The organism is Clostridium mediterraneense, from assembly GCF_900091705.1.
Classification (GTDB): Bacteria; Bacillota; Clostridia; order Clostridiales; family Clostridiaceae; genus Sarcina; species Sarcina mediterraneense.
Window position 1 is genome coordinate 1,098,063 of sequence record NZ_LT594785.1, and the last position, 17,044, is coordinate 1,115,106.

Consider the following 17,044-nt stretch of genomic DNA (forward strand, 5'->3'; position numbering starts at 1 on the left):
TTTAATTTAAGTTAAATGTATGGAATCTTTAACTAAAATCCCCCATTTTTTTTTGATATTAAATTTTCCCCCAGTTTAAATAAAACTAAATATTCCTTATTATTATAGCATATTAATGGTAATAGTGAATATAAACACTAAAAGAAAAGTAGGTGAACAAATTGTATCTAAAGGGGAGAAAAAGTAGATATATAATTCAGTATAAATTTAGGTTTTATCTTACTTTGCTATTATTTTCAATAATCATATTATTTGGAGTTTTTATTTATTCTTTTGATAAGCTTATAGCTCCAACTGTTCTTATGTTAGCAGATGCAGAAATGAAAGCAAAAACTGTAGAGATTATAAATAATAATATAAATGATGTTTATGTAAATGGATTTTCATATGATGAAATAATGAGTATTGATAGAGATGAGGATGGAAAAATAAATTTAGTTAAGGCTGATAGTATAAAGTTGAATTCTCTTGCAACAAGCCTTGCTGCTAAGTGTCAAAAAGATATGAAAGAGCTAGGAGAAGTTGGGGTAGAAGTGCCAATTGGATATATAACAAAAAGTAATATTTTATCGTATATAGGACCTAAAGTAAAAGTGAAAATGGAACCAGTAGGAAGAATTGAAACTAGCTATGAATCTACTTTTGAAAGTGCAGGAATAAATCAAACTAGACATATAATTTATATCAATATGAATGCTAAGCTCAAATTAGTATTACCACTTAATAGTAAAGATATAGAAGTAAAGCATCAAATACCAGTATCTGATATTACTATTGTAGGTGAGATACCTAGAGTTAATATAGGGAATGATCCTGTAAAAGATTCAGTAAGTAATATTGAAAAATAAAAAAGTAACCACCTTAAAATAAAGATTGTTACTTTTTAAAATTATTTTTAGTTATTATATAATTGCTTATAAATCCTATAATTAATGGAATTACTAGGCTTACTATTGCTGAAAAATCAAAACCACTTAATCTGTGAGAAAACATTATTATACGTATATTAAAAATATGGGCTATAATTTCACTTATAATAAATGTAATAGAAAATAAGATAACTGGTAAATTAGAAACCATATATCTATACAAACCATAAATTCCAAAGGATATACCTATAAGTATAGTTGTTTGTCCTGCGATAAAGACAATCTTATTGCTAATGCAAAGTCCTACTATATAAATTAGAGAACCAAGGTATACTAATGTTTTAGAAAAGAGAAAGTTTTTACTGTTGCTCATAAAATTTATTATAACTATATTTAAAACTAATAATGAAATTATAGATGAAAAAATAATTTTATATGAAAAGACCAAGTAATTTACCATCCTTTCTAAAGTATATATATATTATTCTAACATATATAATAGATAAAAAAAGAAAGATACAAATTTAAATTAGTATCTTTCTTTTTTACAGAATTTATTTTTCCCAGTTAAATATGTAAGGAACGTTTCTGTAGTATTTTCCATAGTTTAATCCGTAACCTACTACAAATAAATCTTCTATTTCAAAACAACAGTAGTCTGGAGCAAGATCTCTCTTTCTTCTTGAAGGTTTATCTAGGAGTGTACAAGTCTTTACTGTTTTAGCACCAAGTTTTTTTACATGTTCTATAACAAAGTCCATAGTAATTCCTGTGTCTATGATATCGTCAACTATAAGAACATCAAGACCTTCTATATTATCAGGAATATCATTAACTACTTTAACAAGACCTGAACTTTCTTCTTCATCTCCATAACTTGAAGTAGTCATAAATCCTATTTGAGTTTTTCCATCAATTGCTCTTACAAGGTCAGCAGTGAATATAAAGCTTCCTCTTAATAGTGATAAAACATATATAGGTTTATCTTTATAGTCATTAGCTATTTTTTCACCTACTATTTTTATTTGTTTTTGAATTTGTTCTTCTGTAAGAAGAATATTTCTTTCTTTATTATCCATCATGAAATCCTCCACATTTTATCTGGTATTTTAAAATAGATAGAATTACTTAGTTAGCAAATCTATTTACAATATGTTATTTATATTATAAAATTAATAGAATATTGTCAAGAATATATCTAGAGGCTTTAAAGCGCACAAAGGAGTGATTTAGCATGATATATGGAAAAACAGAAGGTATTAGAAATAGTATCTTAAACGAACTTGAAAAAATATATGATATTAATGTTCCAAAGTATAGTGTTTGTACTGAGGAAATAATACAAATAATCTCAAGAGTAACTGCTGAAATTGAAAAAGAAGTAAGCGTAGCTATTAGTAGAAAAGGAAAAGTAATTAATGTAGCTATAGGGGATTCAACTAGTGTAGAAGTTCCTTTAATAGATATTAATGAAAGAAAACTTTCAGGAGTTAGAGTTATTCATACTCATCCAAATGGAATATGTAGACTTTCAGCTTTAGATGCATCAGCTTTACTTAAGTTAAAATTAGATGCAATTGCTGCAATAGCTATAGATGAAGGTGAGATAAAAGATGCTTCACTTGGTTTTTGTACTGTACAAAATGATATTCTTTTATGTGAAGAATACCCTCATTTATCAATAGATCAAACATTAAACTTTAATGTTTTAGATAAGATAAATTATGTAGAAGAAATTATAAAAACTAGTGATGTAGAAGAAGATGATACAGAAAAGGCTATTTTAGTAGGTTCAGATACAGAAGAAAGTTTAAAAGAATTAAAAGAACTTGCTGATGCTTGTGATATACCAGTACTTGATACTGTATTTCAAAAGAGAAATAAGGTTGATACTGCCTTTTATATAGGAAAGGGTAAAGTTTTTGAAATCGCAAACTTAAGACAAGAAAAAAGAGCAAACCTTATAATTTTTGATGATGAACTATCAGGTTCACAAGTTAGAAATCTAGAAAGTGCAACAGGAGTTAAGGTTATAGATAGGACTACTTTAATTCTTGAGATATTTGCTAGAAGAGCAAAAACAAAAGAAGCTAGAATTCAAGTAGAACTTGCACAGCTTAAATATAGATCAGCAAGACTTATGGGACTTGGAACAGTTCTTTCAAGAACAGGTGGAGGAATTGGTACTAAAGGACCAGGGGAAAAGAAGCTTGAAATAGATAGAAGAAAAATTAGAGAAGAAATATTAGAACTTCAAAAAGAACTTAAAAAGATTAGAAAGACAAGAGAAGTTCAAAGAGAAAGAAGAAATAAACAAAACATACCTCAAGTTTCATTAGTTGGGTATACTAATGCAGGTAAATCAACTCTTAGAAATACTCTTTGTGATATTGCAGCAGCTAGAGATAATCAAGCTAAAGAAAAAGTATTTGAGGCAAATATGTTATTTGCAACTCTTGATACAACAACAAGAGCTATAACTCTTCCAAGTAATAGAGGGATAACTCTTACAGATACAGTTGGATTTGTTCAAAAGTTACCTCATGAACTTGTTGAAGCCTTTAAATCAACTTTAGAAGAAGTTATTTACTCAGATTTACTTTGTCATGTTGTTGATGCTTCATCAGATAAATGTGAAAATCAAATTGAGGCTGTAGAAAATGTTTTAGAAGAACTTGGAGCAACAGATAAACCTACACTTTTAGTTCTAAATAAAATTGATCTTATTTCAGAAGAAAGATTAGAAGAATTAAAGGAGAAATATAAAGAAAGATATGAAATAGTTTGTATTTCAGCTTTTGAAAGAATAAATCTAGATGAACTTTTAGATAAAGTAGAAGAAAAATTACCATATACTTTAGTTGAGAAGGAATATATTATTCCATATACAGAACAACAAGTAGTAGCATACCTTCATAGAGCTTCAAATATTTTAGAAGAGGATTATAGAGAAGAAGGTACTTATATTAAAGCTCAAGTTGATGATGAGGTTAAAAATAAGTGCAGTAAATTTGAATTAAATTAATTTATAAAGGATTGTCTAAATAGGCAATCCTTTTATATATTTTTAAATAGATTTTATGAGTTTAAATTAAATAGAGAAGAATTATTTAGGCTTTAATAATTAATTTTGGATTTTTTATTGAGAGATAACATAAACTTATATTAAAGCTTTAGATAAAGGGGAATAAACTATGTGTATAATTAATGGTTCAGATAATAATGCTAATCTTAAGACTAATTTTAATAAAAATAGTAAAGATAATATTTATGATGATCCATACACAGATGATGATTACGACGATGATTGTGATGATTATGATAATATATATAAACATAAATTTACAGAGTTTGATAGAAGGTTAAGGCAGCTTAATTGTAATTTAGATAGATTAAATAATATACAAGGAAGTATACAATCTATAGGTATAAGTGAAAATTTTAAAAACTTTTATGAGAGAAATGTAAAACCAGCATTAGATATTGTTACTCTTATATCTACTTCAGCTAGGAGTACTGTTGAAGTAGCTGATATTTATAATAGAAATATATATGCTAATAAAAAAGATGTAAAAAGAGCTTTAAAGATAACTGATCATATGCTTGATGAACTTGAGGTTGGCCTTGCATTATTTGATTGGGAATTAAGAGGACTTTTAAAAGAAAGTGGTATGCCAGATTGTGATAGATTTATTTAGATAGAATAAAGTTGTTACAAAATAAAAAAATATTTATAATAAGAAAGAATAGATTTTAAATAGGAGGGGGCAAAATGGGAAAAACTATAAAGGAATATCAATTAGCTTATAATGCTTTGATAGAAGATTTAAAACAAAATGATAATGTTTTGGGAGTTACTGTTTTTGGAAGTATAATAACAGGAGATATTTGGAAAAATTCTGATATGGACATGTTTGTTATCCTTGATAAAAAAGATGATGATATGAAGGATGTATTTGGGGAAAAACATGGTATAGAAGTTCATATGAGATTGCTTTCAAAAGAGCAATTCCTAAATTTTAGAGAAAACTTTGGTGGGGGAAGTAGAATACATAGAAAGCTTATATCCTCTAAACTTGTTATTGGTAAAGATTCAGATATAATAGATAAATATAATTTTTGTAAGTTTTTAAGTGATATAGATAGAGAAAAGTGGAATCTTGTTTATTTAGGAGATTTAATAAAATCAATAGGTCTTTGTGAAAAGGCAATAAAAAATAGTAAAAAATATAATGCTATGTATAATGCTATGAAGCTTGGAGAAAGCTTTTCAAAACTATATTTAAATTCTAATGGATATTTAGTAAGTAGTGATACTTTATCTATGGCTATAAATCTTAATGATAGTTTTAAAGAATGTATGGATAGACTTTTTGAGGAAAACTCAACTGAAGCTATAAATGATTTGGTAGATTATTGTGAAGAATTTTTAAAAAATAATATAGATGAGGCTGCTAAATATTTATTTAGAGTTCTAAAAGAAGAAAAGAATTTCTTAAGTATTACTGAAATAGAAAGCAAAGAAGAATTTAAAAATATGCCATTAGATATGGATAAAATATTAAAGGAATTAAATGAGCGAGATAGAATAAGTAAGAAGACTAGAGTTTGTACAACAGAAAGTGGAGATAAGCTTACAGAGGAGTTAGTATATAGATATGACAAAACAAATTGATGAAAAATTTTGTTTAAGCTTCAAGGAAGATAGTCATAAATATTTAGATATTGCTGAGCATATAAAATCACTTATTATAAATGATGAAATGAAAGATGGAGAAAAGATGCCAACTATAAGGGCACTTGCAGATTTTTTATCTGTTAATAAGGATACTATAATCTCAGCATATAAAAAGCTTTCACAAGAAGGATATTTATATCAGAGTCAAGGTAGTGGAAGCTATGTTAAAAAGAGAGAGTCTTTAAAAAATTTTAGAAAAGAATATAATGAGATATTTCAAAGTTTAACTTCTGGTGGAATTTCAGATTATATAGATTTAACTTCTGAGATAACTAGTGCTAATTTTTTTGAAGTGGACAAGTTAAAGGAGATATTTAATGATGTTCTAACAAGAGATGGAGTTTTAGCACTTAGTTATAATGATCCACAAGGTTATAAAAAATTAAGGGAGACTATAAATAATAAGTTTTGGAATTCAGAGAATTTACTTAATAATATGCTTATAACATCAGGAGCTCAACAAGGTATAGATATTGTTTCAAAGGCTTTAATAAATGTTAATGATGGAGTAGTTGTTGAAAAACCTACTTATTCAGGAGCTTTAACTGTTTTTAAATTAAGAAAAGCTAATATTTTTGAAGTTAATATGCAAGAGGATGGAATTGATGTTGATGCCCTTGAAAGAATATTAAAAAAACATAAGATAAAATGTTTATATACAATGAGTTATTTTCAAAATCCTACAGGGATTAGTTGTAGTCTTGAAAAGAAAAAAAGAATTATAGAACTTGCTAAGAAATATAATTTTTATATTTTAGAAGATGACTATATGTCAGAGCTTATATATGATAGTGAAATAAAGCATATACCATATAGAAGTCTTAATAAAGATAAGGTTATTTATATAAAGAGTTTTTCAAAAATATTTCTTCCAGGAGTAAGAGTTGGATACCTTATAACTCCTGATGAATTTTCTGATGTTTTAGAGAGTTCAAAGGCTAGCAGTGATATTTCAACTTCAAGTCTTATGCAAAGAGCCTTGGAATTATATATACAAAAAGGATATTGGAAAGAACATATAGATAGACTTAATTTTGAGTATTCTAAAAGATATAAATATATAATTGATTTAATAAAAGAAAAACTTGGACATTATGTTAGTTTTGTAGAACCTAAAGGGGGACTAAATTTATTTTTAAATATTAATGATAATATAGATATTACAGCAAAGGAGCTTTATTATAAATTAATAGAGAGAAATACAATAATAACTCCTGGAATTATGTATTATCATAATCCTATAGATGGTAAGAAAAGTTTTAAGATAGGATTTTCAGAGATTGATTATAATAAGATTAAGCAAGGAATAGACAATATATATGAAGTGCTTAGTGAAGGGATGAGATGATGAATAAATATATAACCATTAAAAATAGAGCAGAAGATAGTTTTGAAGAAAAGAAATCAGAATTTATAGGTTATGTAAAAAGAGTTACAACAGAAGAGGAAGCAAAAGAATTTGTTAGTGAAATAAAATCTATGCATAAAACTGCTAGACATAATTGTTATGCTTATATAGTTGGACAAAATATGGGGATTCAAAGATATTCAGATGATGGAGAGCCTCAGGGGACAGCAGGTATTCCAATACTTGAAGTTATAAAGAAAAATGGATTAACAGATTGTGCAGTTGTTGTTACAAGATATTTTGGTGGAATTTTACTTGGAGCTGGTGGACTTACTAGAGCTTATACAAAAGGTGCAGCTATAGCTATAGAAGCTGGTGGAATAGTAGAAAAGGTTAATGGTGCTAGACTTTCTATTGAAATAGATTATGATCTTTATGGTAAGATTCAATATTTATGTGGTCAAAATAATTGGCATATAGAAGATTCAGAATTTGGAACAGGAGTTAAAGTGTTTATTCTTACAGAAGAATCTAATATTGAAAATATAGAAAAAGAAGTTACAGAAGCAACTAATGGAAAAGCAATTATAACTAAAGATATGGAAGATATATATTTTAAAGAAGGATTTAGATTATTTCTTGATATAGATGAATAAAATGGATATTTTAATTAAAGATTTGGGGATTTACCTATGTTGAAGATGAAAATGGACTATGATATAATATTGTAGTATTTTAAAGAATTTAATGAAAAATTTACATAGAGTATTCTTTATATAGTCGTTAGGAGGATTTTAAAATGGCAGGACATTCAAAATGGAAAAATATTGCGGCCAAGAAAGGTAAAATGGACGCTAAGAGAGGAAAAATCTTTACAAAGTTAGGTAAAGAACTTGCTGTTGCAACTAAAGAAGGTGGACCAAACCTTGAAGCAAACTCAAGACTTAGAGACGTTGTTGCTAAGGCTAAAGCAGCTAATATGCCAAATGATAACATTACAAGAGCTATCAAAAAGGCAGCAGGAGAAGGTACAGGAAATAACTATGAAACAATAATCTACGAAGGATACGGACCAGCTGGAGTTGCAGTAATAGTTGAAACATTAACAGATAATAAAAACAGATCAGTTGCTAATGTAAGAAGTGCTTTCACAAAGAGTGGTGGAAACATGGGAACATCAGGTTGTGTTTCATTCATGTTCCAAAAGAAAGGTCAACTTATAATTGAAAGAGCAGATCTTGATGAAGAAGAAATAATGATGATTGCTATAGAAGCAGGAGCAGAAGATTTCTCAGCTGAAGAAGAAGTATTCACAGTAACAACTGCACCAGAAGATTTCTCAACAGTAAGAGAAGCTTTAGAAAAAGAAGGACTTTCATTCTTAGAAGCAGCAGTAACTATGATAGCTGATGTTGAAACAGCTATTGATGGAGATGATGCAACTAAGTTCCAAAAGATGTTAGATACTCTTGAAGATGATGATGATGTTCAAGAAGTTTACCACAATGCAGCATTCCCAGAAGGATGGGATGAATAGGAAGTTTTAAGTACTTTTAAAAATCGAAGAAATAATCAATTGTAATATACAAAAGTAAGATAACACACTTTTAATGTCGATATACATAATCATGTTATATGGGGATTGGAGGTGTGTTTTTGGTTGAAATTAGATGATATGCTTAAAGAATTTGAGTATAATATAAAGATTAGAAATTATATTAATATATAAGCATTGGATTAAGTTTTAAAATATGTATAATAGTGTATGGGGGTTGTGAAGTTAAATTTTATTTATAATATCGAGATAAATGTAATATTTAAAAGGGGGATGTTATGAAATTATTTATTATAGGGAATGGATTTGATATAGGACATAATTTAAAAACTAGTTATTGGGATTTTAGAACTTTTTTAGAAGTGTGTTACCCAGAATTTTTATATGAGTTTGAGAGTAATTATAATATCTATCCGAATTTTATGGAAGCTGAAAAGAAAGAAATGCTATGGAATGATTTTGAAATGAATTTAGCTAATATAGATGAAGATATTATTATAGAAAATGCAGTATCAATAGATATGGGATTAGAAAGTGGAGATATTGGAATTGAAGATACGTTAAGGGATTATTTTTCAGAGCAGTTTGAATATATAAATAAATTACCACATTATCTTAAACTTTGGGTGAGAAGTATTAGAATACGTGATGTAATACCAAAAACTAAATTTATTAATTGTGAAAATGATGATATGTATTTAACTTTTAATTATACAAGTGTTTTAGAAAATGTATATAAAATAAGAGAAGATAAAATTATACATATACATGGTTCTTTAAGGGAACATCATGGGGAGCCCAAAATAGGTCATGGAAATGATAAAAAAATCCAAGATATAAAAAGAAGATATGAAAAAGCGTGTGAGATATTTAATGAAAAAGAAGTTAGTATAAGTAAAGTCATTGAAAACTATTATAGAAGTACATATAAAGATGTAAAACGTTATATGATTAAACTATTAGATTTAAAACAAAAAAATATAGATGAAATAATTGTTATTGGACATTCTTTAGCAGATGTTGATATGCCTTACTTTCAAATGATTAATATATTAATTGGGAGTAAAGTAATATGGAATGTATATTATTATGATGAAAATAAAAAAGAACAAATGTATGATAATTTAATAAAATATGGTATTAAAAAAGAACAGATAAAAATGGACAACTCAATTAATTTTTTTGATTAAGATTGACCAAAAATAAAGTATTTCTAAATTATACTATATAGAGAATTTATACCTGGTTTATAAATAATTAGAAAGTATAAGTTAATAAAATGTGATAAATGAACGGATAGAAGAATAGTTAATGAGGTTAAGGGAGTTAATAGAATCATGTATGATATAATTTCTAAGCCACCAGCGATTATTGAGTAGGAATAAACCATAAAATAAAAATGAAGTTTTTACACTGATGTAATTGGGATTTCTGAGTTATAGAAAGGTTAAATTTAGTTAAAGCCAATTAGTTCTTCGTCAAAATCCCCATTAAAAATCTGGTGGAGCATGAAAGCTTAGCCCCTGTTAAAATTGACAGGGGGTATTTTTTATCTTTTATAAAATAACAAAATGTGAAAATTAGAAAAGAAGTTAAAAAATATGGAATAAAAAGATTATGGGAATTTAGAGAATATTATTGAATAGGAAATAATCACAATACATTTGGGACGCTGTTTTTTATGTTTTTTCTAATTACTAATTTTAAATATAGCAAATTATAGTATAATAGTGGTAAAGATTACTTATTTGGTAGGGTGTATGATGAATAAACAGATTTATGAGTACGGAGTTGGTAAAAATTAATTTACCTTTAGTGAGGAAAGATGGAAGGATGTGGATTGATGGGTAACGAGAATAAACATAAACATTTGGAAATGATTCAGGGGGTTATCACTCGTATGGGTTCTAACTCATTTATCATCAAAGGATGGTCGATTACTGCAATCGGTGCAATGTATGCTTATTGGCTTGCTAAAAGAGATTACCTGATTTTAGTTTTAATTTTGGGTGTTGTACTTTTGTTCTGGTTCCATGACGCTTATTATTTGTATTTGGAGCGTGGGTTTAGGAATTTATATGATGAAGTGCGAAAAAAAGATGATGACAAAATTGATTTTGGAATGACACCTATTTTTAAAGAAAAAGTAATTTGTATTGCCATGAGACCTATTCTTAGATGGTCTTATGGGATTGTCATATTAATTACAATAGTTTTACTTTTTATTTTAAAGCACTAAGGAGGTTTTTATGGCTAGTAATGTGTTTGTGTCCTTTAGATTTTCTGATGGATTATATTATAAAAATAAGCTTGTTAAAAAAATGGACGAGCTAAACTACACAATTAATAGGTCTGAAGATGAAGACCGCTCGAATATGAGTGAAGATACTATTCAAAAATATCTTTATAAAAAACTTGAAAGTTGCTCACTGACGATTGTTGTGTTAACACCAAATGCAATCAATTACAATACAAAGCAAGTTTTTGATTTTGAAACATGGTCTAGTAAAAATGTTTATGATGATTGGCTTTATGATGAATTGCGATATTCATTAGAAGACCGTGCTGGGAATCGTAGTAATGGAGTAATTGCACTTTATACACCAGAAGCTAAACGTTATGTTATTTCTGCTGAAGATGACGATGTTACGACTATTGCTGATTTTGAAAATTTAGTTCGAAAAAATATGTTAAATGTCAAAAAAGCATATAAATATTGTCCCACAGAAGGAAGATGGGACTCTGCTAAAGATAGTTATATTTCTCTAGTAGATTTCGATAAATTTATGAGAAATCCTAAGTATTATATTGATTCAGCACTTGAAAAGCGAAATAGGACAGTTCAATTTGATTTAGTAAAACGAATGAAACCATAGGTGAGTTCATGAAATAATGGTGGAGTATTTCTGGATAATAAAAGCTATCTTACCAAGAAAGTATTAAGAGAATTGAGCAATCAATTAGCTGTTCCTCCTCGCTAAATTATATTAGGAAAAAATGAAGAGGGGGAATAATAACTAGAATATTAGTTTAAGTAATAAAGCCTGTTTTATAGCGTTTATTTTAATTAATAACTTATAAAATAGGCTTTTTTAATTTAGTTCTTCAAATTTTATCATAAAATAAAAGGTTAAAAAGCGTTTTGTATATGTTTTAGAGAAGCGTTAAAAAAATATTAGATTATATAAATGGAGAATTGATTAAATTCATTAAAGTAATTGAAAGATTAATTTTAGAGAGAAAAGATTAGAGAAAAAGAAGAGTATAGAAGTTATTCTAATGTAGTTAATGAGATAAATTTAGAAGAAAGAGCTATAATATATTTACGTGATATGAATGATATTGCAAAAAAAATGAAAAATTCTATAAATATATTGAAAATAACAGGATGGTATAATTCTTTATCAGAAAAAAATGATTTCGATATACCATATGTAATGTTTCAAGATTCTAGATATAGTATCATTTATAAAGTATATTTAGAACTTAAAAAGGATAAATTTAGTGTTGAGTTAGATAGCAAATATGCTTTTCAAATGAAGAGAACCGATAAATTATACGAGATATGGTGTTATATAAAAATATGTAGAATTTTAAAGGAAGAATTAAACTTTGAAATTATTGATGGATGGATTTTTGAACAAGAAATAAATAATAAAAAGTTAATAGTATCAGAATTAAAATCTAATACTAGGATTGCTTTTAAAAATAATGATATAATTATGAATTTAACTTATGATTTTCCTATACCACGTTCTGATTCAGAAACAAGTAAATTTAAAGATCCTTTATATTCAATTAGAAATAGTAATAGAACTGATGGAAGATTAGACATTTATAAAAATAAAGTTTATATAGGAAGTATAATATTTGAGTTTAAGTATAGGGATAGAAAATATTTATGGAATTATAGCAGCAAATCTAATAATTGTATAACACCCCAATTATTAGATTATGCGAGTGGATGTAAATCAAGTTATATTTTTTCTAGCGAATGTGAATCAAGTAATATCTTTTCTAGGAGACTGACACCAGTAAATAATGTTTTTGTATTGTGTCCAGAATCAACTTATAATAAAAATGAAATTCATGAAGTTGAGGATTATTGCTTAAAGTTTATAAATTTTAAACCCAACAAAAATTTAGAACTATTAAAGGATAAAATTAATAATGAAATTAAAAGGTTAGAGATTGAATATGAGGAGTTTATAAGTAGATAATAAAATAATTTAGAAAGCTTATTAAACTATTTTTTATATTAAATCTTAAAAAGTTTATTTTTTATAAGAAGAACTGTATAATACTCCATAGACATAATAGGAATTTAGGAGTAATTTTATGAATAAGTTTAAAAGAGTTTATATAGAAATAACTAATGTATGTAATCTTAGTTGTAGTTTTTGTCCTGAAACTAAGAGAAAGAAAAAGTTTTTAGGTGAGGAAGAATTTAAAAAGGTATTAGAAGAGATAAAGCCATATACTAAGTTCATTTATTTTCATTTAATGGGTGAGCCACTTTTAAATCCTAATTTAGAAAGATTTTTAGAGCTTGCTTATGAGAATAGATTTAAGGTTAACATAACTACAAATGGTACTTTAATACCTAAGGTAAAAGAAGTTTTATTAAATGCTAAAGCTTTAAGACAAATAAATATCTCACTTCATAGTTTTGAAGCTAATGATAATGGCTTAGGATTTGATCAGTATTTTGATAATTGTTTATCTTTTATTGAAGAAGCAAATAAGAAAACAGAAATTATTTGTTCAATGAGATTATGGAATCTTGATAGTTATAGCTTAAAAGGAGATAATAAGTTAAATAAAGAGATTGTAAAGAAAATAAAGGATCAGTTTGATTTTCAAGGAGATTTAAAAGAAGCTCTTGATACTAATAAAAGTGTTAAGCTTAGAGATAGGCTTTATTTAAATGGAGCAGAAAAGTTCCAATGGCCAGCTATGAATATTAAACCACTTGGAGATAGGGGATTCTGCCATGGGCTTAGAGATCATTTTGGAATTTTAGTTGATGGTACAGTTGTTCCTTGCTGCTTAGATGGTGAAGGTAATATTCCACTTGGTAATATATATGAAGAAGGAATTGAAGCTATTTTAAATAGTGAGCGTGCAAGAAATATATATGATGGTTTCTCAGCTAGAAAAAGAGTTGAGGAATTATGTAAAAGATGTGGTTATAGTGAAGTAGCTTTTAGTAAAAAATAAATATATTTAAAAAAGGGAATTACTTAGGTAGTTCCCTTTTATTTATAAATCAACTTAGATAAGAGTAACTTTTTAAAATAGCTAAAAAATATATAAACTTGTATGTTTTTATATAAATTTGTTCTAAAAAAGTCTAAAAAAGAATTTTTTATCGTTAAAAGAAGAAAAAAGTATGAAAAAAGTGTGTATAAATAACAAACAAAATACGTATATGATATTGATTTCCAAAATATGTAAAATTATAATTAATATATAGTTTATTATTTGGGGGAGATATCATGGCTTGTTTTAGTTTGGGGGTAATTTGTGATAATTTAGATGAAGTAAATGACTTAGTTTATCCATTTCATAAAGAGTTTATAGGTTATTATCCTAAAGAATATTTTGAGATAAATAAAGATGAGAAAAAGAATTTAAAGTTTAATAAATTTAGTAGAGAGATAGAAAATAGTTGGAATATATTATGTGAGGAAGAAAAAGAAAAATTTAAAAATATAGAGAGATTTGCAGATGTTAAATATGGTTATTATTATAATGAAGATAAAAGTGATATAGGTTATTATACTAATGAAAATGGAAAGATGATATGTTTTACTATAGGTGGAAAATTTGATTCTTATTTAAATGTTAAGGGGAGTTTTGGAATTAAGAAAAAATGTAATTATGCAAAAATAAAAGATATTATATTTCCTGATAGAAAAGAGAACTTTGGTACTTATGCAATAATTTCTGATGGAAAATGGTATAGTGTTGAAGATTATGTAGATAGAGAAGAATGGTTTAAGATTCATTGTAAAAGGCTTATTAAGAAAGCTGATAAAGATAAATATTTAGTTATAGTTGAATGTAGTTATTAAAATTTACTTTTAATGTATAAAATGTAATTAATATGACCATAATCACCAATAAAGAGGTGATTATATGGAATTTAAGAAATTAATAAAAGACAATAAATTTAAACCAGTTCTAGGAATTATTTTAGCTGTGATAGTATTTTCAGGAGTATATCTTGGTAGCTATTATTATAATCTTGGCAAAATAGCTAAGGTAAATGCAAATGTTGAACAAACAAATGCAGAAAATACTAATGTTTTAAAAGATGATATTGTTATTATGTTTATGAAGAAAAATCAACAAAATATAGAAGAGATATATTATCAAGTAACAGTAAGTGAACTTAAGGAAAGATTAAAACTTGATAAGGTAAGTGAAAAAGAGTTAGAAACTATGTTAAAAGAAAAGGGCTATAGTAAAGTTAAGTCAGAAGATAATAAAATAATATTTACAAAAGAAGAGGGGACAGGATTAACTCCTAATAAATATTATTTAGGAGATAAAGATGGAAATATTGCTATTTTTAAAACTGATGAAAATGGAAAGGCATTTATAGAAAAACCATCAGATGTATCAGTTAAAAAGTTATATTCATTACCTAAAATGGATAGCGACATAATAAAGAGTTTTGGTAGACAATTTGATACTAGAGAAGAATGTGAAGAAGAGTTATCAGCTTATGTAAGTTAAAGAAGCAAGAAGTATTTAAAGGGTATTGACTTTGAATGCTTCTTGCTTTTTTGAATTATTGATAATATTTTTTGTTCGTGTTAAAGTATTATGTAGACCTTAAAATTTAGGAGTGAATTAAAAAATGTATGAGTATATAAAAGGTGAATTTATAGGGATTAACAAGGATTATGTAATTATAGAAAATAATGGCATAGGATATAAAATATTTACTTCAGGAAATACTATCGCAAGTATGCCAAAAGTATCTGAAGAAGTAAAACTTTATTTAGAACAAATAGTTAGACAAGACTTTATAGGATTATATGGTTTTGGAACTAAAGATGAATTAAGGATGTTTAATCTTTTACTTTCAATTAATGGAGTAGGAGCAAAAGCAGCTTTATCTTTATTATCAATAAGTACAGTTCTAAATTTAAAGTATGCAATTATTGTGGGTGATGAAAAACATATCACTAGAGCTCCTGGTATAGGTAAGAAAACTGCTCAAAGAATTATATTAGAACTTAAGGATAAACTTAAGAAAGAAGATATGAGTTCTATATCAAGCAGTGAAGAAATGGATATGGGAATGCTTGAAGTTATAGCAGGCTATGAAGCGAATATAGAAGAAGCTATGGAAGCATTAATTGCTCTTGGATATACAGACAAGGAAGCTAAGAAAGTATTAGAAAAAGTAGATAGAAAAGACACTATTGAGAATATAATAAAAGAAAGCTTAAAGCTTTTAATGAGTTAAGGGGTGTTTCAATTTGGATGAAAGAATAGTTACTTCAAGAGAAATTGAATTAGATTCCAATAATGAATACAGTTTAAGACCAGAAAAAATAGGAGAATATATAGGTCAGGATAAAGTTAAAGAAAGACTTAATATATTTGTAGAAGCTGCTAAAAGAAGAGGAGAAGCTTTAGATCATGTTATTTTATATGGTCCACCAGGACTAGGTAAAACTACTTTAGCAAGTATTATTGCAAATGAGATTGGTGGTAATTTAAAAATAACTTCAGGTCCTGCAATTGAAAGGGCAGGAGATCTTGCAGCTATTTTAACTACTTTAAATAGTAATGATGTTTTATTTATTGATGAAATTCATAGATTAAACAGAAGTGTTGAAGAAATATTATATCCTGCAATGGAAGACTATGTTTTAGATATTATTATTGGTAAAGGAGCAGCTAGTAAGTCAATAAGACTTGATTTACCTAAATTTACTCTTATAGGGGCTACTACTAGAATAGGTATGCTTAGTGCTCCTCTTAGAGATAGATTCGGTGTTCTTTGTTCAATGGAGTATTATACTAATGAACAATTAAAAGAAATTATAGTAAGAAGTGCTGATATATTAGGATGTCATATAACAGAATCAGGAGCTATGGAAATAGCAAGAAGATCAAGAGGAACTCCAAGAATAGCTAATAGACTTTTAAAGAGAGTTAGAGATTATGCTGAAGTTAAATGTAATAGTATGATAGATGAACAGGCTGCTAAAACTGCTTTAGAGCTATTAGATGTTGATAAAGAAGGTTTTGATAGAGTAGATAATAATATTTTAACAGCCATTATAGATAATTTTAAAGGAGGTCCTGTAGGAATAGAGACACTTTCTTATTTTGTAGGAGAAGAGCTTGATACTATAGAAGATGTATATGAGCCATATCTTTTACAAAAAGGATTTATAGTCAGAACTCCTAGAGGAAGAATGGCAACAGAAAAAGCTTATAAACATTTAGGCAGAGATGCAAGTAAAAATAAAAGAGTGGCAAATGCTGCTCAATGTACTTTATTTTAA

Annotated in this window: 18 protein-coding genes and 1 pseudogene; 17 read left to right on the forward strand and 2 right to left on the reverse strand. The window is 27.0% G+C overall.

Going from position 1 to position 17,044, the window contains the following annotated elements; all coding sequences use genetic code 11:
• The first annotated feature begins 152 nt into the window (after positions 1 to 152).
• Complete coding sequence (gene yunB / locus BN8917_RS07310; RefSeq protein ID WP_096030716.1) at positions 153 to 848, forward strand: sporulation protein YunB; 696 nt, start codon at positions 153 to 155, stop codon at positions 846 to 848.
• 28 nt (positions 849 to 876) lie between these two features.
• Here yunB and BN8917_RS07315 read toward each other — a convergent pair whose 3' ends face one another.
• Complete coding sequence (locus BN8917_RS07315; protein ID WP_207644766.1) at positions 877 to 1,242, reverse strand: hypothetical protein; 366 nt, start codon at positions 1,240 to 1,242, stop codon at positions 877 to 879.
• Positions 1,243 to 1,423: 181 nt separating this feature from the next.
• Positions 1,424 to 1,948, reverse strand: a complete 525-nt coding sequence (gene hpt, locus BN8917_RS07320; protein WP_066872645.1) for a hypoxanthine phosphoribosyltransferase — start codon at positions 1,946 to 1,948, stop codon at positions 1,424 to 1,426.
• Positions 1,949 to 2,103: 155 nt separating this feature from the next.
• Here hpt and hflX point away from each other — a divergent pair, with 155 nt between their 5' ends.
• The 16 genes and pseudogenes from hflX to ruvB all read left to right on the forward strand — a co-directional run bounded on the left by hflX (position 2,104) and on the right by ruvB (position 17,044).
• Positions 2,104 to 3,894: a GTPase HflX gene (gene hflX, locus BN8917_RS07325; protein WP_066872648.1), complete on the forward strand. Its 1,791-nt coding sequence runs from the start codon at positions 2,104 to 2,106 to the stop codon at positions 3,892 to 3,894.
• A gap of 169 nt (positions 3,895 to 4,063) precedes the next feature.
• Positions 4,064 to 4,567: a hypothetical protein gene (locus tag BN8917_RS07330; protein WP_066872651.1), complete on the forward strand. Its 504-nt coding sequence runs from the start codon at positions 4,064 to 4,066 to the stop codon at positions 4,565 to 4,567.
• 74 nt (positions 4,568 to 4,641) lie between these two features.
• A complete protein-coding gene (locus BN8917_RS07335) occupies positions 4,642 to 5,544 on the forward strand; it encodes a nucleotidyltransferase domain-containing protein (RefSeq protein WP_066872654.1) in 903 nt (300 codons plus the stop codon).
• A complete protein-coding gene (pdxR, locus tag BN8917_RS07340) occupies positions 5,528 to 6,955 on the forward strand; it encodes a MocR-like pyridoxine biosynthesis transcription factor PdxR (RefSeq protein WP_066872657.1) in 1,428 nt (475 codons plus the stop codon). The genes BN8917_RS07335 and pdxR overlap by 17 nt, the downstream gene beginning before the upstream one ends.
• Positions 6,955 to 7,611 carry a YigZ family protein gene (locus BN8917_RS07345; protein ID WP_066872660.1) on the forward strand — a complete coding sequence of 219 codons (657 nt, stop codon included), beginning with the start codon at positions 6,955 to 6,957 and terminating at the stop codon, positions 7,609 to 7,611. Before pdxR ends, BN8917_RS07345 begins: the two co-directional genes overlap by 1 nt.
• Before the next feature lie 143 nt (positions 7,612 to 7,754).
• Positions 7,755 to 8,492 (forward strand): YebC/PmpR family DNA-binding transcriptional regulator, encoded by a 738-nt coding sequence (locus tag BN8917_RS07350; RefSeq protein ID WP_066872663.1) that lies wholly within the window; start codon positions 7,755 to 7,757, stop codon positions 8,490 to 8,492.
• A 296-nt stretch (positions 8,493 to 8,788) separates the two neighbouring features.
• Complete coding sequence (locus BN8917_RS07355) at positions 8,789 to 9,700, forward strand: bacteriophage abortive infection AbiH family protein (protein WP_066872666.1); 912 nt, start codon at positions 8,789 to 8,791, stop codon at positions 9,698 to 9,700.
• 108 nt (positions 9,701 to 9,808) lie between these two features.
• Positions 9,809 to 9,889, forward strand: a pseudogene (locus tag BN8917_RS14050) (GMP synthase (glutamine-hydrolyzing)); the annotation flags it as partial.
• A gap of 446 nt (positions 9,890 to 10,335) precedes the next feature.
• Entirely contained in the window at positions 10,336 to 10,749 is a 414-nt protein-coding gene (locus BN8917_RS07360; protein ID WP_141668657.1) for a hypothetical protein, read from the forward strand.
• A 10-nt stretch (positions 10,750 to 10,759) separates the two neighbouring features.
• A complete protein-coding gene (locus BN8917_RS07365; RefSeq protein ID WP_066872672.1) occupies positions 10,760 to 11,386 on the forward strand; it encodes a TIR domain-containing protein in 627 nt (208 codons plus the stop codon).
• A 456-nt stretch (positions 11,387 to 11,842) separates the two neighbouring features.
• The gene (locus tag BN8917_RS07370; RefSeq protein WP_066872674.1) at positions 11,843 to 12,730 is read left to right on the forward strand and encodes a nuclease domain-containing protein; all 888 of its coding nucleotides are present in this window, start codon (positions 11,843 to 11,845) and stop codon (positions 12,728 to 12,730) included.
• A gap of 118 nt (positions 12,731 to 12,848) precedes the next feature.
• Entirely contained in the window at positions 12,849 to 13,730 is an 882-nt protein-coding gene (locus BN8917_RS07375; RefSeq protein ID WP_066872677.1) for a radical SAM/SPASM domain-containing protein, read from the forward strand.
• A 278-nt stretch (positions 13,731 to 14,008) separates the two neighbouring features.
• A complete protein-coding gene (locus tag BN8917_RS07380; protein ID WP_066872680.1) occupies positions 14,009 to 14,587 on the forward strand; it encodes a hypothetical protein in 579 nt (192 codons plus the stop codon).
• 64 nt (positions 14,588 to 14,651) lie between these two features.
• Positions 14,652 to 15,254, forward strand: a complete 603-nt coding sequence (locus BN8917_RS07385; protein ID WP_066872683.1) for a hypothetical protein — start codon at positions 14,652 to 14,654, stop codon at positions 15,252 to 15,254.
• Positions 15,255 to 15,378: 124 nt separating this feature from the next.
• Entirely contained in the window at positions 15,379 to 15,993 is a 615-nt protein-coding gene (gene ruvA, locus BN8917_RS07390) for a Holliday junction branch migration protein RuvA (protein ID WP_066872685.1), read from the forward strand.
• A 13-nt stretch (positions 15,994 to 16,006) separates the two neighbouring features.
• Positions 16,007 to 17,044 (forward strand): Holliday junction branch migration DNA helicase RuvB, encoded by a 1,038-nt coding sequence (ruvB, locus tag BN8917_RS07395; protein WP_066872688.1) that lies wholly within the window; start codon positions 16,007 to 16,009, stop codon positions 17,042 to 17,044.